Origin of the sequence: Nocardia sp. NPDC049190 (assembly GCF_040648115.1) — a bacterium.
Lineage (GTDB): Bacteria > Actinomycetota > Actinomycetes > Mycobacteriales > Mycobacteriaceae > Nocardia.
This window is the reverse complement of sequence record NZ_JBEZDE010000037.1, coordinates 37,962-56,495: the sequence shown is the minus strand read 5'-3', so window position 1 is coordinate 56,495 and position 18,534 is coordinate 37,962. Positions and strand designations below refer to the sequence as shown.

General features: G+C 61.1%; 13 protein-coding genes and 6 pseudogenes. 8 read left to right on the top strand and 11 right to left on the bottom strand.

Annotated features, from left to right (window positions below):
- The 4 genes and pseudogenes from AB0B25_RS26005 to AB0B25_RS25990 all read right to left on the bottom strand — a co-directional run.
- A pseudogene (locus AB0B25_RS26005) lies at positions 1-478 on the bottom strand (transposase); the annotation flags it as partial.
- Positions 441-767, bottom strand: coding sequence for a glycine--tRNA ligase subunit beta (locus AB0B25_RS26000; RefSeq protein ID WP_357184458.1), 327 nt, complete (start codon positions 765-767; stop codon positions 441-443). The gene AB0B25_RS26000 and the pseudogene AB0B25_RS26005, both read right to left, overlap by 38 nt.
- A gap of 58 nt (positions 768-825) precedes the next feature.
- Positions 826-873 (bottom strand): annotated as a pseudogene (locus tag AB0B25_RS25995) (hypothetical protein); the annotation flags it as partial.
- Positions 874-926: 53 nt separating this feature from the next.
- Complete coding sequence (locus tag AB0B25_RS25990) at positions 927-1,277, bottom strand: glycine--tRNA ligase subunit beta (protein WP_357184466.1); 351 nt, start codon at positions 1,275-1,277, stop codon at positions 927-929.
- Between AB0B25_RS25990 and AB0B25_RS25985 the strand changes: the two genes are divergently transcribed.
- Positions 1,209-1,568, top strand: a complete 360-nt coding sequence (locus AB0B25_RS25985) for a hypothetical protein (RefSeq protein ID WP_357184455.1) — start codon at positions 1,209-1,211, stop codon at positions 1,566-1,568. The two genes, AB0B25_RS25990 and AB0B25_RS25985, sit on opposite strands and share 69 nt — an antisense overlap.
- Here AB0B25_RS25985 and AB0B25_RS25980 read toward each other — a convergent pair.
- Positions 1,456-1,731 (bottom strand): glycine--tRNA ligase subunit beta, encoded by a 276-nt coding sequence (locus AB0B25_RS25980; protein WP_357184464.1) that lies wholly within the window; start codon positions 1,729-1,731, stop codon positions 1,456-1,458. The genes AB0B25_RS25985 and AB0B25_RS25980 overlap by 113 nt on opposite strands.
- A gap of 1,201 nt (positions 1,732-2,932) precedes the next feature.
- Here AB0B25_RS25980 and AB0B25_RS25975 point away from each other — a divergent pair.
- The 6 genes and pseudogenes from AB0B25_RS25975 to AB0B25_RS25950 all read left to right on the top strand — a co-directional run.
- Positions 2,933-3,670 carry a helix-turn-helix domain-containing protein gene (locus AB0B25_RS25975; protein ID WP_357184452.1) on the top strand — a complete coding sequence of 246 codons (738 nt, stop codon included), beginning with the start codon at positions 2,933-2,935 and terminating at the stop codon, positions 3,668-3,670.
- A gap of 834 nt (positions 3,671-4,504) precedes the next feature.
- A complete protein-coding gene (locus AB0B25_RS25970) occupies positions 4,505-5,314 on the top strand; it encodes a hypothetical protein (RefSeq protein WP_357184449.1) in 810 nt (269 codons plus the stop codon).
- An 863-nt stretch (positions 5,315-6,177) separates the two neighbouring features.
- The gene (locus AB0B25_RS25965) at positions 6,178-6,759 is read left to right on the top strand and encodes a helix-turn-helix domain-containing protein (protein WP_357184447.1); all 582 of its coding nucleotides are present in this window, start codon (positions 6,178-6,180) and stop codon (positions 6,757-6,759) included.
- A gap of 225 nt (positions 6,760-6,984) precedes the next feature.
- A complete protein-coding gene (locus AB0B25_RS25960; protein ID WP_357184461.1) occupies positions 6,985-7,347 on the top strand; it encodes an IS30 family transposase in 363 nt (120 codons plus the stop codon).
- A gap of 2,077 nt (positions 7,348-9,424) precedes the next feature.
- Positions 9,425-9,963, top strand: a pseudogene (locus tag AB0B25_RS25955) (SAM-dependent methyltransferase).
- A gap of 369 nt (positions 9,964-10,332) precedes the next feature.
- Positions 10,333-10,560: pseudogene (locus AB0B25_RS25950) on the top strand (hypothetical protein); the annotation flags it as partial.
- A gap of 341 nt (positions 10,561-10,901) precedes the next feature.
- Here the strand turns inward: AB0B25_RS25950 and AB0B25_RS25945 are convergent.
- The 4 genes and pseudogenes from AB0B25_RS25945 to AB0B25_RS25930 form a co-directional block, all read right to left on the bottom strand.
- Entirely contained in the window at positions 10,902-11,228 is a 327-nt protein-coding gene (locus tag AB0B25_RS25945; protein ID WP_357184444.1) for a hypothetical protein, read from the bottom strand.
- Positions 11,229-11,773: 545 nt separating this feature from the next.
- Entirely contained in the window at positions 11,774-12,196 is a 423-nt protein-coding gene (locus tag AB0B25_RS25940; protein ID WP_357184441.1) for a hypothetical protein, read from the bottom strand.
- Positions 12,197-12,282: 86 nt separating this feature from the next.
- A pseudogene (locus AB0B25_RS25935) lies at positions 12,283-12,609 on the bottom strand (leucine zipper domain-containing protein); the annotation flags it as partial.
- A 711-nt stretch (positions 12,610-13,320) separates the two neighbouring features.
- Positions 13,321-14,313, bottom strand: a complete 993-nt coding sequence (locus tag AB0B25_RS25930; protein WP_357184438.1) for a DUF4226 domain-containing protein — start codon at positions 14,311-14,313, stop codon at positions 13,321-13,323.
- A 1,915-nt stretch (positions 14,314-16,228) separates the two neighbouring features.
- Between AB0B25_RS25930 and AB0B25_RS25925 the strand changes: the two genes are divergently transcribed.
- Positions 16,229-16,576: a hypothetical protein gene (locus AB0B25_RS25925; protein ID WP_357184435.1), complete on the top strand. Its 348-nt coding sequence runs from the start codon at positions 16,229-16,231 to the stop codon at positions 16,574-16,576.
- A gap of 1,076 nt (positions 16,577-17,652) precedes the next feature.
- On the opposite strand, the gene AB0B25_RS25920 is transcribed toward AB0B25_RS25925, so the two are convergent.
- Both AB0B25_RS25920 and AB0B25_RS25915 read right to left on the bottom strand, forming a co-directional pair.
- A complete protein-coding gene (locus tag AB0B25_RS25920) occupies positions 17,653-18,174 on the bottom strand; it encodes a hypothetical protein (protein ID WP_357184469.1) in 522 nt (173 codons plus the stop codon).
- Positions 18,175-18,197: 23 nt separating this feature from the next.
- Positions 18,198-18,437 (bottom strand): annotated as a pseudogene (locus tag AB0B25_RS25915) (hemerythrin domain-containing protein); the annotation flags it as partial.
- Positions 18,438-18,534 lie beyond the last annotated feature (97 nt).

The window sequence follows — 18,534 nt, the reverse complement described above, 5'->3', positions numbered from 1 at the left end:
AATTTCGCGTCTTCGCCACCGCTGCCGGCCCACAATCCGAGTACGTCCTTCTCCCCGGTGACGCTGACCCCGATCGCGGCGTAGATCGGCCGGTCGGCGACCTGACCATCGCGGACCTTCACCACGATCGCATCGATGAAGATCGCCACGTAGACCTCATCCAGCGGCCGGCATGACCACTCCTGCCTTTCCGCGACCACTTTGTCGGTGATACGAGAGACGATCTCCTTCGACACCGACGCGCCATAGATCTCGGCGAAATTGGTCGCAGGAGCCTGGTTCAGCTCGAACCCCAAATGCTCGGTTATCTCCTCGTCCAACGCGGTCTCGAGGACCGCCATGGTGAACTGTTCGAGCAGCCCGTCGGGCCCGGCCAGAGACAAATCCGTTCCTTGGCCATCCGGACCAACTCCGCCACCGCCAGCTCCTCGGCCGAAACCTCAGCCTCTCTCCTCGCCACGGCATTCAGTGTCGTCATCACGGCACCTTCCCGACGAACTTCGCCCAGCGAACCAGGCCAGAAACACCATAAGATCCACAGTCCCGTCAGGGCGCGCCGCAGCGGCGAGGGCCGTCGCGGTAAGTGAGGTTTGGAGCTCGGGATGCGCACATAAAATTCGGACGATTCCGGTCGCGGCCCGGCGCGGCCCGTAAGTGCCGGAGGTCTGGTGAACTTGGCGTCGATGGGCGAGCAACGCGACAAGTAGATCGAATCGGTCGGCGAGCGCGAGCAGTGCTGCGGGGGAGGCTGGCAGGGAATTCGTCACTGTGATGGCGGGGCAGTTCGGTATCGAGCAGTGCTTCAGCTATTGGATCCGGTTCGCCGGCTGCGGGTGCGCACTCGCGTGCCATGGTGCCGGCGAGGGAGGTCATTTCGACGACCATCTCGGTCGCAAGGTCGAATTTCACCAGCTTACCTGCCCGAATCAGGATGGCCGACTCGTTGGCGGACAAGGTCGTTGTTCGTGTACCGAGAACCTGGCTGACTGCGGCGTGCGATCAGCGCGATCAGCCATGGACCCAAGTCGTTGTTCGAAGGTGAGCTCGGCGAGCCGGGCCCGAAACTGCCGGGGCGGGATCTTCAAGTCGCTGTTCCAGAAGAATGCGACGTCCTCGAAGCGCACGCAGCACGTTTCGTTGCCATCGCGGACCACGTCGAGGTCGCAGACGCCGTTGGCGAGAGTGACGAACAGTGACAGAAGGGTGCCGTGGTTGGCCTGGACCGGAAGATAGCGTTGGTGTTTGCGCATGGCCGTCGTGAGAGTCTGCTTGGGCAGCTGCAGAAACCGCTGGTCGAATCGACCGAGAACACCGATTGGTGTCTCGACCAGATGGTGTTTTCGTCGATCAAAGCGAACTCGCTGTCAGTATCGATCGAACCACCCGTGTTCGCGGGCAAGGTTGGTTGCTGCCTGCACCACGGACCGCCTTTCAACACGATCAACGATGATCCCTTCAGCTCGCATCACGACGTCGTGGTCTGCGGCGTGACCAACAGTGATCTCCGGATGCTGCATATGCCGGTGGCTGCGAGTAGTTTCGGTCACCGACCAAGCCTCCTGCAGTGACCGGCAGTACGTTGTCGTCGAGGAGGGCGAGCAGCCATCGGATGGGGCGGCCGAAGGTGAGGGCGGGGTCGTTCCAGCGCATGTTCGTGTCCGACCGCAACCCCATTACCAGCTGTGAGTGGACATCTGTCGGGACGACCGGTGCGGTGCGGCCGCGCCTGATGGTCTCGACAGCGACGTGCTCGACGCTACCGCGGTGTCGAGCAGCACCGGATCGGCCCGAGATTTCACCCCGATACCCTGCTCATGCAGTAATTGGATGAGATTCAGCACCTCCCACACATTGCGGCCACGCAATATCCCTTTATGGATACGCCAATCGTGGGATCCACACCTGGTTGCGTCGAGCGTTTCCGCAATCATTTCCGACCCCAGCTTCAAACGCGCACGAGGCAATCGACACTGGGAGCTGTTGACACCTCGGCGCGTTCCCAAATCGGCACTTCCGCCTCCCGCAATCCTCAACGAGCGTTGACTGTGAACGCTGCGAAAAATCACCCCAAAGCCGTACTTATAATTACTCGGAGAGTCATCTGGAATAGACACTCCGAACACGGGCACGCTTAGGCGCCCAAAGGATATGTAGAGATTTAGCGCAAAAGCAACCCATAATCAGAAATCAGAACTCGCCCCCTGAAGTCCGTTCGAAGCCGCATCTCAAGAGAGTGCTAATCCATAGCAGATATGAATCTCACCCCTGGAATCGGCTCCAAAATTTGGTCAACAGTAGTACGGAAATGGATTGAATCGACTGGACTGGAAAGTTAAGCAATGAAGAATTCGCGATTCAAAAATTCTGCGGTCGCAAAGCTATCCGCCGGACCGGGAGCCGACCATCGACACGGGGCGCGAACAGCACCACGACCAGCGGACACTCCGATGCAGCAACGAAATCCATACCGACAGTATCTACCCTAAGGCCCCTTGTCGCTTGTACCCATCCGGCGACTGCGGGACGCGAAGTGGCCTACTGCTGGTTGCGCGTCTGGTATTCGTTTCAGGGATTGCGGACGAACTTGCCGTCTGCGACGCCGGTATAAGTGCGACGCCTTTGATGGTCAGCGTGGTTACGGTGAGGCGCACCGCGAACGGAGGATTGGCACGAGCCGCGCAGGGCTTTGAACGCGGTGCGATAGAGGAGCAATTGGCCCAGTGTAAGTAGATGCAGCGAATGGTCCACTTCCTCAGAAGCTGGCGGTACTATCAAAGTTTCCGGCCCGCATGGCGAGTGATCGACACGGGCACCTGTCGACATGCCGACGGCCCTAAAACCCAACACTGCCCTAACGCTTGTACCGATCCGGTGATTAAACCCAATTTCCCAAGTAGCAGCAAAATTGCATTTCCATATAGACTCCCGCGGCATGGGATGGCACGGATCTTTGGAAATCACACCCGGCCGTCTGGTCTACACCGGCCAGTTCGGCAATACGCATATCCACAACCACGCCGCTGTGCAAATAACAGTTGCCACCAGCGGTCAGATCGCATTCATCGACCACACCGGCACCCAACTCCACGCCGCCGCCGCGATCATCCCTTCTGGAGCCAGCCACCGCATCGACACCGTGGGCACTGCTGGCGCTGCTGGCATCGTGATCTATCTCGAACCCGCCTCCTGCGCTGCCATCGCTGCAACAGCGCGCATCGTTCCCAGCAGACGTACCCTGGCCTCTGACTGGATCGCCGCAGCCAGCGACCTACCCTCAGGCCCCGTCGCCAGTGTCGACGGGGTGCTGGCCACGCTCCTCGGAAAGCCATCAAACCGGCCTACCGTGCACCCGTGTGTGAACGCCGCAACCGCCCTAATCCCCACTCTGCTCGCTGACGGCCCAGTCCGCATTACGTCTATCGCCACAGCGGTCGGCATCTCCGCCGACCGCCTTGGACGACTCTTCGCCCGCGACCTCGGCGTGACCTTTCCCACCTATCTCCGCTGGGCCCGCATCATCCGCGCCGTCGAGGTCGCCCGCGCCGGCGCCACGCTCACCGACGCCGCCCACTCCGCTGGGTTCACAGACAGCGCTCACCTCAACCGCGTCTGCCACGAAATGTTCGGCATCGTCCCTTCCCAAGCTGCCCGGACCATCACGTGCACCTGAGGGCGTCTATCCCGATCACGGATTGACCGGCACCAAACGTCAGCGCGACAGGCTGAATCAGGCGGTCACAGCGGTCCGCCTGGTGACGCAGGCTCGTGACATTCGTCAACCTCCTGAGCCGCCTTCCCCGAACTCGAAGTCGCTACCTATGCCTATGCGAGTGCGCACTCGCATAGGCATAGGTGCAGCCCACGCCAAGGGCCGCCTCCGCGGCCGAGCGCCCAAGCTTCGTCCAATCAACGCAACGAACTTCGATGCATGCGCACCACCGGCGAGTACGCCAGGTCCGACTCCGACGAACTGTTCGGCGTCTCCCGACCGACCAGCTGTTGCACCCTTCAGCACGACCGAGCCACATAGCCAGGGTGACAACGCAACCAACAGCAACCCCGACCCAACAGATACGCAAGGAGACACCCCCGTTGATGGCATTTGAGGGCTCGGCGCGATCGCAATCGCGGGCACGACCGATCACCCGCGGATCGCATGGCCACCCAACCGCAGGAGTTAGTGCCGGGACAGGACCAGGAAGCTCGGGCAGGTGAAGGGCATTGTTTGCTGAAGAAATACGAGATCGCGAAGGCAGCGGTTCGAGCCGCCCGAAAATTGAGCAACGACATTACGTGATTCGGACTGACTTGCGCCGAGGGTGGCGTCCGATCCGTGGCCAGTGGCGCCGAGAATGCAGCCCGATCAGTATCAAACGCCGACAAGCGGCGCCACGGTGAACCCAACGCCGGCGAACCGCGATCCCCGCGCCCGCTCGAAACCTACGTCGGCGAGCGGTCGTCTGCCGTGACCGGAACCAATCCTCGGCGACGACCATTTCGGGTGGTGACGTGGAATATCGTGGGTGGTCGCCGCGCTCTGTCGACGGACGCATTCGACTACGACGAGGTGGATCTGCCGTATTTCGCCGACTGGCCGCGCCGGGTTGATCCTGATGTCATCAACGTGCAGGAATCGGAGATCGGCCCGAACGGTTCGACGGCTCGGGATCTGGCTGAACTGCTGGGCTACCCACATGTCTATGAGACCGAGATGTGCCCCTCACACATCAGTGACGGCAAGGCGCTGAGCCTCGCGGTCATCAGCCGGTTACCGATCGATGACGCTCGCTCGCAGCGGTTACCGCCCATCCGACTCGACCTGAAAGTCGGCGGTCGATCCGTGGAACCCTACGACCGGTATGCGCAACGTGTCACCGTCGGTGGAATCAATGTGGTCAACCTGCAGCCGTCGCCGCTGGGGTTCTTCGGGCACAGCTACGAGCAGGGTGCTGGCGTCGAGCATGCTCGAGAGATCGGGTCTGTGGTGCGCGAGATCGTCGATGGCCCGACAGTGATCGCCGCGGACCTCAACACCGATCGCCCAGGAGCGGTGTATGGAAGCACATTCCAGGACATGGGCATGAGCGCAGCACTGGATCCAGAGGCCAGGACAGTTCCGGGCTGGGACGGCGCGCCGGACCAAATCTACTCGTCTCGGGAATTCCAGACACTGAACCGAGGGGTCGAAACCACCGATACCGACCACCACCTGGTTTGGGCCGATCTCGAGGTCATGAACCCGCGAGTGCTCGACTCTCTTGTCGCAGCAAGAGCACCAGACACACATGGATCCACAGCTGGCGATATTCCTTGAACGAGACTCACCAGTCAGATACCCGGGGCAAACAGTACTCGCGTTTCCAGGGCGAGGCAGGTGGGTGGGTGCGGCCTCGGGTGGGACGAGGTCCCGATGCGGCGGATGTAGGGGTGACTGTGGCTCGGTCTTCACACTGGACCGGGTCACCTTCGGCTGCGAGCTGGTTGGCCGCGTCGGTGATGTCGAGCAAGTTGGAGTAGATCGCGCGTTCGGCGAGCACTTCGTCAAACTTGACTACGCGTTCCTGGTGGTCGGGTCGTAGTGACCGATGAATGGTCGCCGATCATCAGCAGATCCGCGCAACGTAAAACGTTGCAGCTTTGTTCATGATCACGGTGATCCGCTTCCCAAAGGATTCTTAGCGGCGTGATCGTGGCTCGTCACACGGCTCACCTCACGGAATGCCCGAAGGCAGCTTCTTGTGCGAGTGACTACCCGGCCAGCGCAGCAGAGTCACCGAGCGACACCCGGCGCCCCCGGATCGCGATGGCCGGGCGCAGCAGATCGGTCCAGCGGCGTTTGAGCCCAGTCGATGATGTTGTCGCCGAACCGCAAGTCCATGCGCGGGTAGCGGGATCGGGACGGCAAGAGTTCAGGTCGTGTTCGCCGCCGTAACGTACGGTCGACCAATCAGCAAGCGATACCGCTCGTCGACAACAATCGACATCGACTGGATCGTGGTCGGCCTGCACCTTCTCCAACAAGTCAACAATCGGCGGCGGGACACCGCCTGCCGGGCGCAAAGTACGTGCCACATCGGCACCTCACGGGACGCGGTCGCCGTTGTCAACGTCGGGCGAACCTTTGACCCACCCTGTCCGCTTGGGTTCAAGATCTTGTCGCAACACTCCTGGTAGTAGATGGGTGTGCGAGTGGTTGGGAAGCGTGGCGCGAAGCGGCGGTTGGTGTTGGAGGCGCAGTACTGGGAGTTGATCCTTTCCGGTGTCGGTCCGGTCGAGGCAGCGAAGCGCGTCGGGATCGGCCGCAAGACCGGTTATCGATGGCGGCATGAGAACGGTGGACTACCTCCCTCGCGGATCTCCGACGAGATTCGCTCGGACCGATACCTGAGTTTGCTCGAACGTCAACGCATCGCCACCCTGCGAGAACGCGGACTCTCAATCCGTGAGGTCGTGCGCCGACTCGGCCGGGCCGCTTCGACGGTCAGCCGCGAAGTACGCCGCAACACCCTACGGTCACGACCGCGGCCGCTACGACGCCGACCTCGCGCATTCTCGGGCTGCTCACCGTGCTTGCCGGCGCCGCCCGGGCCGGCTGCTGACCGATCCTCAACTGCGGGCTGTCGTTCAGGCCAAGCTGGAACTGGATTGGAGTCCGCAGCAGATCAGTGTCTGGCTTCGCCGCGAATACCCTGCGCAACCGGGCTTGCATATCAGCCACGAGACGATCTACCGAAAGATCCGGGTTGTCCAGGGCGTTGACCAAGCGTCTGCGGACTCGGCGCTCCCTGCGGCGCCGGCGTCGTCGTGCCGATGTCCGGTCGGTTCGTTTCATCACTCCGTCGAACCTGATCGAGGCGCGTCCCGCCGTCGTCGATCAACGCACCCGCATCGGCGATTGGGAGGGTGATCTCATTGTCGGCGCCCGGAACGGTTGGGCGATCGCGACGTTAGTCGACCGCCGCAGCCGCTTCGTGCGCCTGGTCCATCTCCGATGGCCGCAATGCCGAAGCTTTCGCAGCCGCCGCGCTCGGAGCGCTGGCCACAGTCCCTGCGCAAGCCAGGCTGACCTTGACCTGGGACCAGGGCTCCGAGATGGCCCGCCATGATCTGCTGGCAGACCTGTTCACCGACGGAATCTACTTCGCTCACCCCGGATCGCCATGGATGCGCGCCACCAACGAGAACACGAACGGACTCCTACGCCAATACTTCCCGAAGACCACCGATCTGTCCCTTCACGGCGTCGAAGACCTCCGGCAAGCCGAGTATCGAATCAACACCCGACCGCGCAGAGTCCTCGGGTGGCGAACCGCCGCAGAGGTCTTCGAGTCCGAACTGGCAGGATGAAATCCGTTCACGTGTTGCGACGACGACTCGAAACCGCCCTTGAACCCAAGCGGAACCAGAGGGTCAGTATTCAGCCGGACGCGACAAGTTCGACATGGTTCTGTCGAGTCAGCCGGAACTCGGCTACTCGTCGCGGCTCCATGAGCCCCTGTCGAAAACGGTGACGGCGGTCGGTGTTGTGCGGGTCATTCGGCTCTCATCTTTCCTGGAACTGCCAGCCTGCGATAGTTCTCTCAATAACCTCGGAGGTCATGGACGCAATGACGCCCATCTGCGCGAACGAACTCGACAGTGGTGATCGCACTGTTGCGGGAGTGGCCGCAGCGCCGCCGGTTCGGCCGGTCGGATCTCGCACTGGCCGCCGACACGGCACGTGCCATAAGCCGCGACAAGCGGCTCCCGACTCCGTCGCGCCATCGTGCCGCAGCTGCGACGTTGATGTGCCACTGCGCGAATGCGATGCGCTGTTATTCGGGGATGCTACGACCCGAGAAACGGTAGAGCGGCCTACACGACAACACCTGGCATGGGTACGCATCGCCCTCGACGACACCCCACAAACCCGCGAACCGTATCTAGTGGTAGTCGATCAGCTATGAATTCTGAGAACCGAGAACAGGGCGGGCGTGCCGGCGACGGCATTCCCAGATATCTACTCGCGCTATTGCCCGCCAAGTTTTGTGCCGGCCGACCTTGCACCGGAAAGGATTGTTAGTCCATCTGATCAAAGCGATCGTAGGTGCGAAATGTGCCTTCGAGCGGGGTGGTTCGCGAGATCTGGGCACTTGCTGATCCGCGATAGCAGGAGCTGCATGACAAGATCTATCATTATCCTAGAGTGGATGACAAACTGATCCCTAAGCGGCACAGCCAAGTCTGTTCAAAGTCTCGATCCGCCAGTGAACCCCCCGCGGCGCACTGGCGAAGTTCAGAACCATGGCGGCTTTGATGCCCCGTCGATGCGATGCAACGCTGCCGGTCGGAGCTGGCCATCCAATCGTTCTAACCGCTGGCCGAATTAACCACCGCAGCCTGCAGGCCTCTCCACAAATGAGCTGCTATCCGTTCGTTTGCAGCGGTACTATAACGCTCAAACGCAGCCCGACAGTAAAGGCAAGTCTGACGCACCTGTCCATAGATCGTGGGCGACGACTCCGATGAAATCAATCATCGAGTTCGGTGCCGGCAAGGCGGCGTCACCGCGGCCCTCCCGCTCGATACGCTACATCAACTCATCGAAAGGCGCAGGCTCGTCGGGCTCGTCAAACCGCTCGACTAACCAGGGCAATACCACGAACGATAGCACGAATAACCCGGCTGTCCCAGCTACGACGATGAGGACTATTGCGGGTTCGGTCATTGACGTGCATCCTTGCATTGACGTTAAGGGGAGCGCTCGGTGGGCGCCGAGGACTTAGGTCAACTCGGAGCCAGGGGCTGGCCTCGGCGTTCACCTCGGAAGTAAGCCAACGAACTTTTCGGAATCCGCATTTGATTGAGCCGACAGGGCGTCGTCTGCAAAACGCAGAACCTCCCCACTTCCGGCTGTATCTGATCGGATAGGAACTGTTCCATTCGGAGATCGCATGTCACTCTATTGTTAGCCCCGAGAGCATACTTGTACGAAAACGGCCTCTCTTCGACACCTTCCCAGGGAAAATCCGTTCTTCGTGTTGTAGTCCTACTCGGCAGCGCGCAGATGTTTCAGCTTGGGACTCGGGGAGAGCAGCGAGCGGGAGCCCACCTCGCCGCAGGGAACGAGCTGAATTCAACCCGAAGGGGCGGGAAAGTTCTCGGGCCAAGAGCAGCGGTACCTCCATGAGCGACGAGGCGATCGCGCGTGGCATTCGTGCGACTTGTGATCCCAGGACAGCAGAGCAAGGCCGCTCAGTACATGGCATTTTTCGTAGTTTGGAGTCACGGCGACCAGCCATCGAGCGGCTGTTCCTCGATCGTCTGGCTCAGCACTTCCTCGCTAGGCCTTTCCGGGTGGCGGTCGGCGTGAGCGGTCTGCCTGGGAGGTTGGGTCCTTGCGTAGTTGCTCGATTGGAAGGTCCCCGGACCCCGCGCTTCCGCGATGGCTCGGACTCGTTACATCGACGATGCCCTTCGTGCCGCCGCCGCGAGCGGCGTCGAGCAGGGAGTAATCCTGGGCGCGGGTTACGACACGCGCGCAGACCGCCTGGACGAAATGCGGCAAGTGCGGTGTTCGAAGTCGATCATCCCGCGACCCGAGCTGTCAAACGTCGAGTGCCTGCTCAGCAGCTCGGAGCACTGCCTACTCACGTGACGTTCGCGCCGATCTATTCCGATCGTCAGCCGCTCGCACCCGCGCTAGCCGAGGCCGGACTGGAGGCGCGACAGCCGACATTCACCGTTTGGGAGGGAGTGGCCAGCTATTTGACACCGAAAGCAGTCGATAACACCATCCGCTGGGCCAGCGGCATCAGTGGTCCTGGCAGCGGCCAGATATTCAACTATGTTCACCAGGGTATGCTCGACAAAACCTCGCGAGTTCCCCCGCGGGTCCGCCTGGATCCGCTCCGTCGAGCGGGCTGGGGAACCTTTCGTGTTCGGCTTCGATCCAGAAGAACTCGCCGACTACCTCGCGGATAGCGGCTGGGACCTCACCGCCGATCTCGCCACTCCCGAAGTCCTGACACAATACAGACTATCCACAGCGCGCGTCCCTAATTTCTAGCGGATCGCGAGCGCCACACCCACTGACTCGTCAGCGAACGATTAATACTGCAGCTGTACCCGTGTTGGTCGGGTGCTGGTAAATTTGTCTACCATTCGAAGCAACTCACGCAGCTGCCCTGCGGTTAGACCGCTCATGCCGGTCATTGGCAAGATTCTGCAGCCAACGGTTCATACTGTGTGAGTGAGTGTGGGTTTGCAGCACGAACAACAGCTTTGACGGGCCAGCACGGTTGCCGGTAGATGGTGGCGCAGGTACGCCCAATTCGGCGGCGACCGTCGCGCCTGCTCCAACGCAATGTCTTGGACAAGCGGCGGTGGGACACACATGAACAGCTGCGGATCGCGATAGTCACCTGGATCGAACGCACCTACCACCACCGCCGACGCCGTCAAACCCGACTCGGTCGATTGACCCCGATCGAATTCGAAACCATCCGTCTCGGCTGTTGTGTGATGAATTCGCACATCGTGCGGATTCATTTCCACTGGCCTCGGTCCCGGGTGATGTAATCCACTAGGAATGATGGGGAACGACAGGTCCGCCCCCGGCACACCGCGGCGTTCGGCGGGCCGGGGGCGGCGTATCACGAGTGAGACCTGCGCGATTCGCGCAGTACTGCGCGCGGCACGACGAGAGATGAGGGTTTCGCGGTGCCGAGCAATTCACTCGTGACGATCACGATGTCTGGATCCGATGAGCGCCGCTTGTGCAAATTCGGTGACTGCGCTGACACGTTCGGATCGGGACATCGATGTCCTAACAGGAGTGGATGAGGACGTAAGTCACACAGCCCATGTCGTGCCGAGCTATCTGCACCGTCGATGAGTGACACAGACGTCGAGGTATCGGTTCAGGCCGCAACTTCGTGTACTGCGGCGCCGGCTCGTACATCGAGGATCGCCAGCAGCACCATCCGGCACACCGCCATCTGCGACATGTGCCCACGCAGGGTGATCACCGTGTGCGCAGCCGCACGCCGGCATTCCTGGACCAGATCGACGAACGCCGGGGGCAATGTCACGTTCTGCGGTGCCGGCTCGTGAAATACCGTACCCAGTTCAAAGCCCAGCAAGCGGGCAGTGTCACGCAGTCGGTCTTCACTCGCACACACGTCGCAGTCATCGACGAGATCGTCACGCATATATCCGTAGGCAAGGGGTAACAATAGAGTTGTCATGATGATTCGGTTCTGGTCGAGTCCGGATCGTAGCAGATTCTGTCTCTACGAGCCGGGCGGATCTGTTATCGCGGGGGCGATGTGCGACCCATGTCACCGATAGCTCGACATACACAGGTCGAGCTCGTCCAGTGGTGTCTCGGGGCATTAGCGTTTCCTCCACGACAGCCACCCTGCACCGACCCCCACAAACCCACATCGGTCACATACCGATATGTACCTACGACGCCGGAATCGAAGCGTGAAGTCACTGTCTCGTCGACTGTTACGCCCACACTGACGAAATGCCCCACCCGCACACGACGGCGACCGCGCGGGCTGAGCCGTGATCCCAGGCATCGCAACGCTCGTCACTGCCCGACCGTGGCCGGAACGCTCGTCGCTCGCTGCAACGTTGTACCTTCTGCACAGCTCCGCAAACCAACGAACAGAAGTCGCGGCCGGAGACTGCACTCAGGGCGACGTTCCAAGCGCCTGGTGTCGGTGTGCCGCTGACGAAGATCAGCTACACCCGGTCCCCGGTTTGCGTCTTCTGACGAAGTCTCTTATACGGGTCTGCTCGTCGAGCCCGCCGTGGGGCCGGTGGTAGTTGTAATAGTTCTGCCACTTTTTGAGTTTGGCGTTGAAAATGTGTAGACGCCGTCGAGGAGCCAGTAGAACTCCTCGGCGGCGATGCGGCGCGAGTGCTCCACCTTGCCGTTCAGCCGGGACGTGCGGGGCTTGATATAGACGCAGTGGTTGATGCCCTTGTCCGGCACGTGCCAGCGGAACCCGGACTGGCATTCGGCCCCGTTATCGATCTGGATCGTCTCGACTGCGAATGGCAGCTGCGACAGCACATAGTCGACGAACTGGATCGCGGTCTTCTGGCTGTTTCGCGGATAAATCTTCAGGATCTGCTGCCGTGCACAGTCGTCGATCGCGGTGAACTGACAGAATTTCCCGCGCCTGCCAACCGGTTTCGCCACCGGGCTCCCGGTCTTCCCGGGCAGGGGTTCAACGAACTTGACATCGATCTGTGCATGTGACCGGGGCGCTGTTTCTCCGTACCGCTTCAAGCGGCGGTCGTGCCGCTTGTAGCGCTGGGGGGCGGCAGCAGGCCCATGTCCAGGCGTTTGAGAATTCGCCAGACACCGGATTTGCTGATCTCGATGTCGTGGGTAGCGCTCGAGGTACATCCGAACTTGTTCGGGCCGAAGTGGTAATGCTGCCGCAGGTGGATGATCTTCTCGACCACCTCGACACGGGTCGCGGTCGGGCTGGTCCGCGGTCGCCGCGATCGCTCGCGCAGATCATCAACTCCTTCGGTCTCCTGCCGGCGCAGCCACGTGTAGTACGTGCGACGGTTGATGCCGAAGTAGCGGCAGGTCATCGCGACGTTGCCGGTGACCTCCTCGACATGACGCCCGAATCTCCCTACGGCTCAGAGGATCCGGGTGTCAAGCATCTCCGTCAGTTTTATACTGACACCTGGGTTGGGGCAGACGAATGCCCCACTGCACAGTTACAGTTCGAATCTCACCGTCATTTCCGCGCGGGATCGGTCGAAGCGAATTCGCCCGGTCGCGGTTCGCTTTTCTCGACCGTGTGCGGCTTCCGTCGTAAAAGTCGGGTCCGTTCTGAGCGAGGGGGCGGCGTCTGCCCGACCGGCCGGACCCGACGGCGAGTTGGTCGAATCGAGCTGCCACAGTATGGTTTTCCTTCAGCTGGTCGAATGCTTCACTCCTCCACGGTATCGCGCTTGTGCAGGTGTGTGCGGTCGCTGCGGGACTGTAGGCCTTTCGGCGCGCAGGTGCTCCCGCTGAGTCCGCGGGCTCCCGCGGTTGAGGCGAGGCACCAAGATCGCGTCGAGCACGGACCTGAGCTAGAGGCAGTCGGCAGGCTCGACCGCGGCCACACTGGGTGCCTTGGCCTCAGGGTGGACACCGGCGCCGGCGGTAGCAGCAGCGGCTCGAGAAATGACCCTTCGGGGTCGGTCAACCACGAGCACGAATTTAACCGGCGCAGGTAATCGACTCTGGTGCAGAGACTTCCAGTGCGGGACTGATTGTGTTAAAACCCAGGCGTAACACGCCGGTCGACTACTGCGCAGCTACGCGAATCGCGCGGCATAGTAGCTCCTTGGCAAACTTGTTATGTTGACGTTGCCGCGACCACTCGATGCCTGGATGCATATTGGTTTTCCGGACCTGTCCACCCCGGCGTACATCATGACATGCGTCGCACGGCCGCCTTTGAAGTGAGAAGTTGAGAAGATCAGGTCCCCCGGCCGAATCTGGCCAGCGGAGACCCGGGGTAAACTCCGCAAATACTGGTCCGCTGTCAAGCGCGGGAGTTTCACGCCGGCCTTATTGGCTGCATAGTGTACCAACCCCGAGCAGTCGAAGACGTTCGGACCCTCCTCCGAAAAGACATATCGCTTCCCGAGTTGGGCCAGCGCCACCTGTACCGCTCGCTGCCCTATCGAACTCGCCCTCCCCCCAATTGCCCCGCCGGCAGCGGGGTATGTCTTACCGGCGATATTGTAGAGGTATTGGTTGGTGAGCCGGTTGATAGCGCCGGCAACGTCGGCACTGCTGGACTGGGTACCCGCCACGATGGTGCTGGCCTTTTTCAAGGCCGCGGTGAGAGTGGCGTGGACCTGTTTACGGCCTTCTTTGGTGTAGGCTTGCGGTCCGAGTTCGGCCAAGGCAATGTTGACCTCACGCAAGAGCTGGGTGACAGCTTTCTTGTCGTTTTTGTTGTATCCCTTCAAGCTGGTGATGTAAGAGCACAGTTGATTGTCGAGGTTGTTGAACGCGGTAGCTGCGTTGCGCTGGAACAGCTGTCTGGCTTTGATAGCGGTAGCGGCAGAACCAGACCCGGTAACACCGAGTTGGCTGCGTAGCTGACCTACCTCCGGGTCGTTGGCGTCACCGTTGCCGTAGACCGCTTCGAGGAGTTTCAACACTTGCAGTGCTCGCTGAGATTCCGGCGACATCCCGGCGCCGCTGCCGCCGCTACTGCCGTTGTCACCCATGAGGCCCGACAGAGAGGAGGCAAGCATGGGCAGCATCATCGCCGCAGCCGGCGCCAGTTGCGCCAAAGTATTCAGATCCAGCCCGGGATCAGGCGGCGGTGCGGGAGCAGCCCCAACAGTCGGAGTCGCCAGCGCGCTAGGCTCACCCACCTGCCGTGCAGGGCGCGGTTGCCCTGTGTTCGGATCCGCCGACACAACCGCGCCCGCCGTCGCCCCACCAGGACTCGACCCCGACGGTGGGGGTGCTACCGGCGCACCCGAACCCTGCCCCGGCCCAACAGACCCAGAAGACGACCCACCACTCTGACCAGACGATGACGCGAGAGGCTGCTGTCCTGGCACGCCCGCCGGCACACCGACACCAGGGCGAGAACGATCCTGCTGCGGCCGGTTCGACCACGGCGACACCGGCGGCGTCGGTGAATCTTCACCGACGACGGGGGAACTGTCGATGATCGGCTCGGTCTCAGGGGTGGCGGGCCACGCCTCTGAGCTGGTCATGGCAACTTCTGCGGTCTTGCACCGGTCAACGCCAGCGAGTCTGTAGAAAACCTGGGACGGAGATTCATCCGACACTACCTCCTACATTTGATAAAACTGAATCGCCGTATATATCTCGTACATCTGATACGGATTGGTGGTGTAACTTCAAATTTAAGGTCTGGCGGTGGCTACGTGGATGGCCGTGAAATAGCAGCCAAGTGAAAAAGACGACTAGATTCACATCCACGAATACATCGCACTACCGCTATCATCTCGGAACTCAAAGCCGAGCTCGCCAATATTGCAGCATGCGCGAACCCGACAGTGAACGAGAGATCAAGTGCAGGCCTGTCGGTTAGGCTGCGTAGTTCGACATTTTTTCCGCGGAGATGGATCAATTCGATGACCACTTCGGACACTGAAAAACATGCCGTGATGGAGAAAGTGCGTCGATGCGGAGACAGAACTTCGCTTCGACGAATAGGCCGGTGACAAGGATCACTGCACTGGCGCGGAGACCCGGCGTGCCTAGATTCTCACACCTCCACCCGCCGTCCCGGCCAAGACTCTTCACGCTCGTGAATATCGATCCCGGCCAATGGCCTGCTCGGGTAATGAATACCCGGATACGACCGAAGGCGTTGATTCCGGACCCCAGCGTAACGACGGTTGATGGTGAACCACAGCCGGAGTAACTGGGTGAACGTAACGATGCCACCATTCGCGGCATATAAGCTCCTCCAGTTGAATCGGAGTGAAGTCACGATTGTCTAAATTCCGGCCCGACGTTGCCGATTGTCGCCTTCGAACGAAGCGTGTGGGTTCACTGACGGCTCAGCTTTCCGCGCGGTCGCCATGGGATTGACTGCGACATAAATCACGGTGCAATGGGCTTGAACACCGTTGCTACCAACGTGCGCATAGCGCCGCCCGTCGACGGCCACTCAGCACGAACAAAACCTCCTCGACTGAAAGCGGAAACAAATTACAAGGTGATTAATCAAAATGCATCAACCCAGACCGCAAATGAAATGGCACAGAAATGGTGTCCGAGAAATTTTTGATCGCGGGGATATTCACCGAACTGTCGGACGTCCTTCGGCGAGATCTGAACATCACCGCCCAGAGCGCGGCCGCTAGGGGCAAACTGTCGTAAATACAGCAGCGAACTGACATGCGGACATTGTCCTTCCCAGGCGCGCCTTGTCACTTGTACGAATTCGGTAGACTGTGATCGGGCGATGTCCCAGGTCTTAGTGAGTGTCTGAGATCTTCGGCTTGGGCGTGGCGTGTGCCAAACACGAAGGACTGCTGGTAGATCCACGGTTGTTGAGGCCAAGGATCGTCAGGAGTTTCGTATGTCGGTGTTGCCGAATTGCCTGTGTTCGTCATGCCCAGCCCCCATGCCGGCGAGTCGACTCCCTGGGTGGATCGGTGCCCGGCCTACCCGGTCCTCGTGCACCGCTGACGTCATATTTGGCAACTGTTCTGGGACCGCATGCAGACTGAACTGCTGAACACCAGAAAGTGGCCGACCACCTTTGAGTTGACCAGCGCCATGGCCGACTGGATCGACAATTTATACAACGCCGAACGTCTGGTCGAGAAATCGTCGGGAGCGCTCGCTCCGTTACGCACCACTGGTCACCCGAGCGGCGGTTCTGGCCAACAGATACTTCTGAAACTCCGACTCGCGTTGAGACAAGTCCATATCTTCGTCGGGCGCAACAGCCTTGATACTCGCTGCCCCGGCAGTAGGGTGACCGTGCTCGCCCAATATGTTGACCAACCGGTTCAGAAGATTGACAATCATAAGATGACCTCCGTCGAAGTTCGACGCCTATAAATTGCGAATCTTGACGGTCTGTTCATAGGTCGCGGGCCCTTTCGTTCCGTTAGCAGTCGCTTTATCAAACATGGACTGAACCGCCCGGCCTACTCGGCCGCTTAACTTCTTTGTGTACGGGCGTGGCCACGCCTCAACATTATCCAACAGTTTCGCGCCTCGACGTTCTTTGTCACTTGCACTGATCCGGTGACTGCGCGGAGTGGACTCACCTCACTGGCGCGCCAACATCGGCTGTGCGCGGTGTCAGATAATTCGTCAGTGTAGAATCGACCGCGTCACCGGGAAGAATCGCGACACTGCCACAGCACCACTTCTCAGTCGGACTGTGAACTGAGACCGGGCGGGCAGACATCTCACGGGCAAGTCGACCGCAAGGGCGATGGACGGTTCACAAGTCAGCCCGCCCTGGGTTCCTACAGCACGCTGATACTGCAACGGCACTCGCGGTTGGGCGTACATAAGGTTGGCGACGTGTAGCTCGGCGGGGGTGGGTGCCTGATGACAGCGTTCGGGATCGGCGTTCTTTCCGATCTGAGGGCGCTGGGGAGGCGAATACGCGCTCGAGCGTCACTGGCGGTAGTGGTGATGTAAGACCTCACCGAACGGCCGCAACCGCCACAGTCAGCATCACCGGCAACGCAACCCAAGCCCTCCTGCACGACACCGCGCTACCCGCAGTCGCCGCTGCCGTCGCGATCATCCCACCACTGGCATTGCTGGCCGCCGTCCACGGAGTAGCAGTGCTCCTGCGTGCGCACGCAGCAGCACGGGCTACCCACCTGATCGCGAGCGATGACCGCGCTCATCGCCGACGGCGCGTTCTGGCTGTCGTTCACCGCCCTGCGGTTGCTGGCGATCACGGCCGGTGTACCCCCCGACGAGGCGTGGGGCTATGGCCACTGATCATCGAGGGCTCCATGGCTTAGTTAGTCCACCGTCGCGCTACTCGCACTCGCCCGCTCAGCCAATCGCAGCGACACTGGCACCGCCGACTCAGACTCGATCCGCTGCTGTTTCCGAGACCGGACGCGTGGACACGCCCTCCAACACGTCCGACGGAGCGCATCAGGACCTCACGGACTTGGCCATGTAGCAGAGACGATGTTCAACGCCACAAAGCCGGGCACGGCGGCGTGCACTGCAGCCACACCCGAGGTCACACCGTCAACTGAACAGATCCGCCGAGCATCGAACGCTGCCAGTCGACCGTCGACGTCGATCAACGGACCGTGGCGCTCACGCGCGGCGGCGTGGCGACACCGTGGACCCGCTTCGAGTAACTGGCGAAGTTCCGGGGCGCGATGATCGGCATGAGCAGCCGGGCCGGGGGCGTGCGCGAGCACCGCCTTGATCACCTGAGGGTCCCCCTCGTACATCGCCATGCCGAAGCTCAGCGGCAGGTCCTTCTTCGGGGTGTCGGCCAAACTGTGCTCACCGAGCTTCGCCCACTCTGCCACGGTGACGTACTTCGTCGCCAGCGGCAGGATCTCGGCCTCCTCCAGTGCCATGTGCTCGGTCGCCACGGCGCGCAGACGCTCCAGGGCGTCAGCCAGTCCTTTTCCGTCGTGCGTCGTGCGGCGCCACTCGGGGAGCATGGCGACCACCGCCTCGTAGGCGTGTCGATGGCGTGGTGCTGCGCTTGCATGGTGGGGACGATGGTGGCCGCCTCCGCGCCACCGCGCTCGGCGAGCGGCGGCCACAGGAACAGGTCCTCGCCCTCGTGGTGCAGGTGCAGATGCTGGCACATGAGCGCGGCGTGGGCGCCGACGACCTCCGCGCGCTTCACGTCACCCTGCTGCACGTCGCGGACGAGCTGCGGAAGCAGGCCGAACTCGCGACGGAACATGATGTGCACCATGTACATGTCGCGGACGTCCGCCATGGCTTCCTGGTGGTTCTGGTGGTTCTGGTTCACGGTGACCTTTCCGGCGGCTTAAGTGGTCGAACACGTCGAT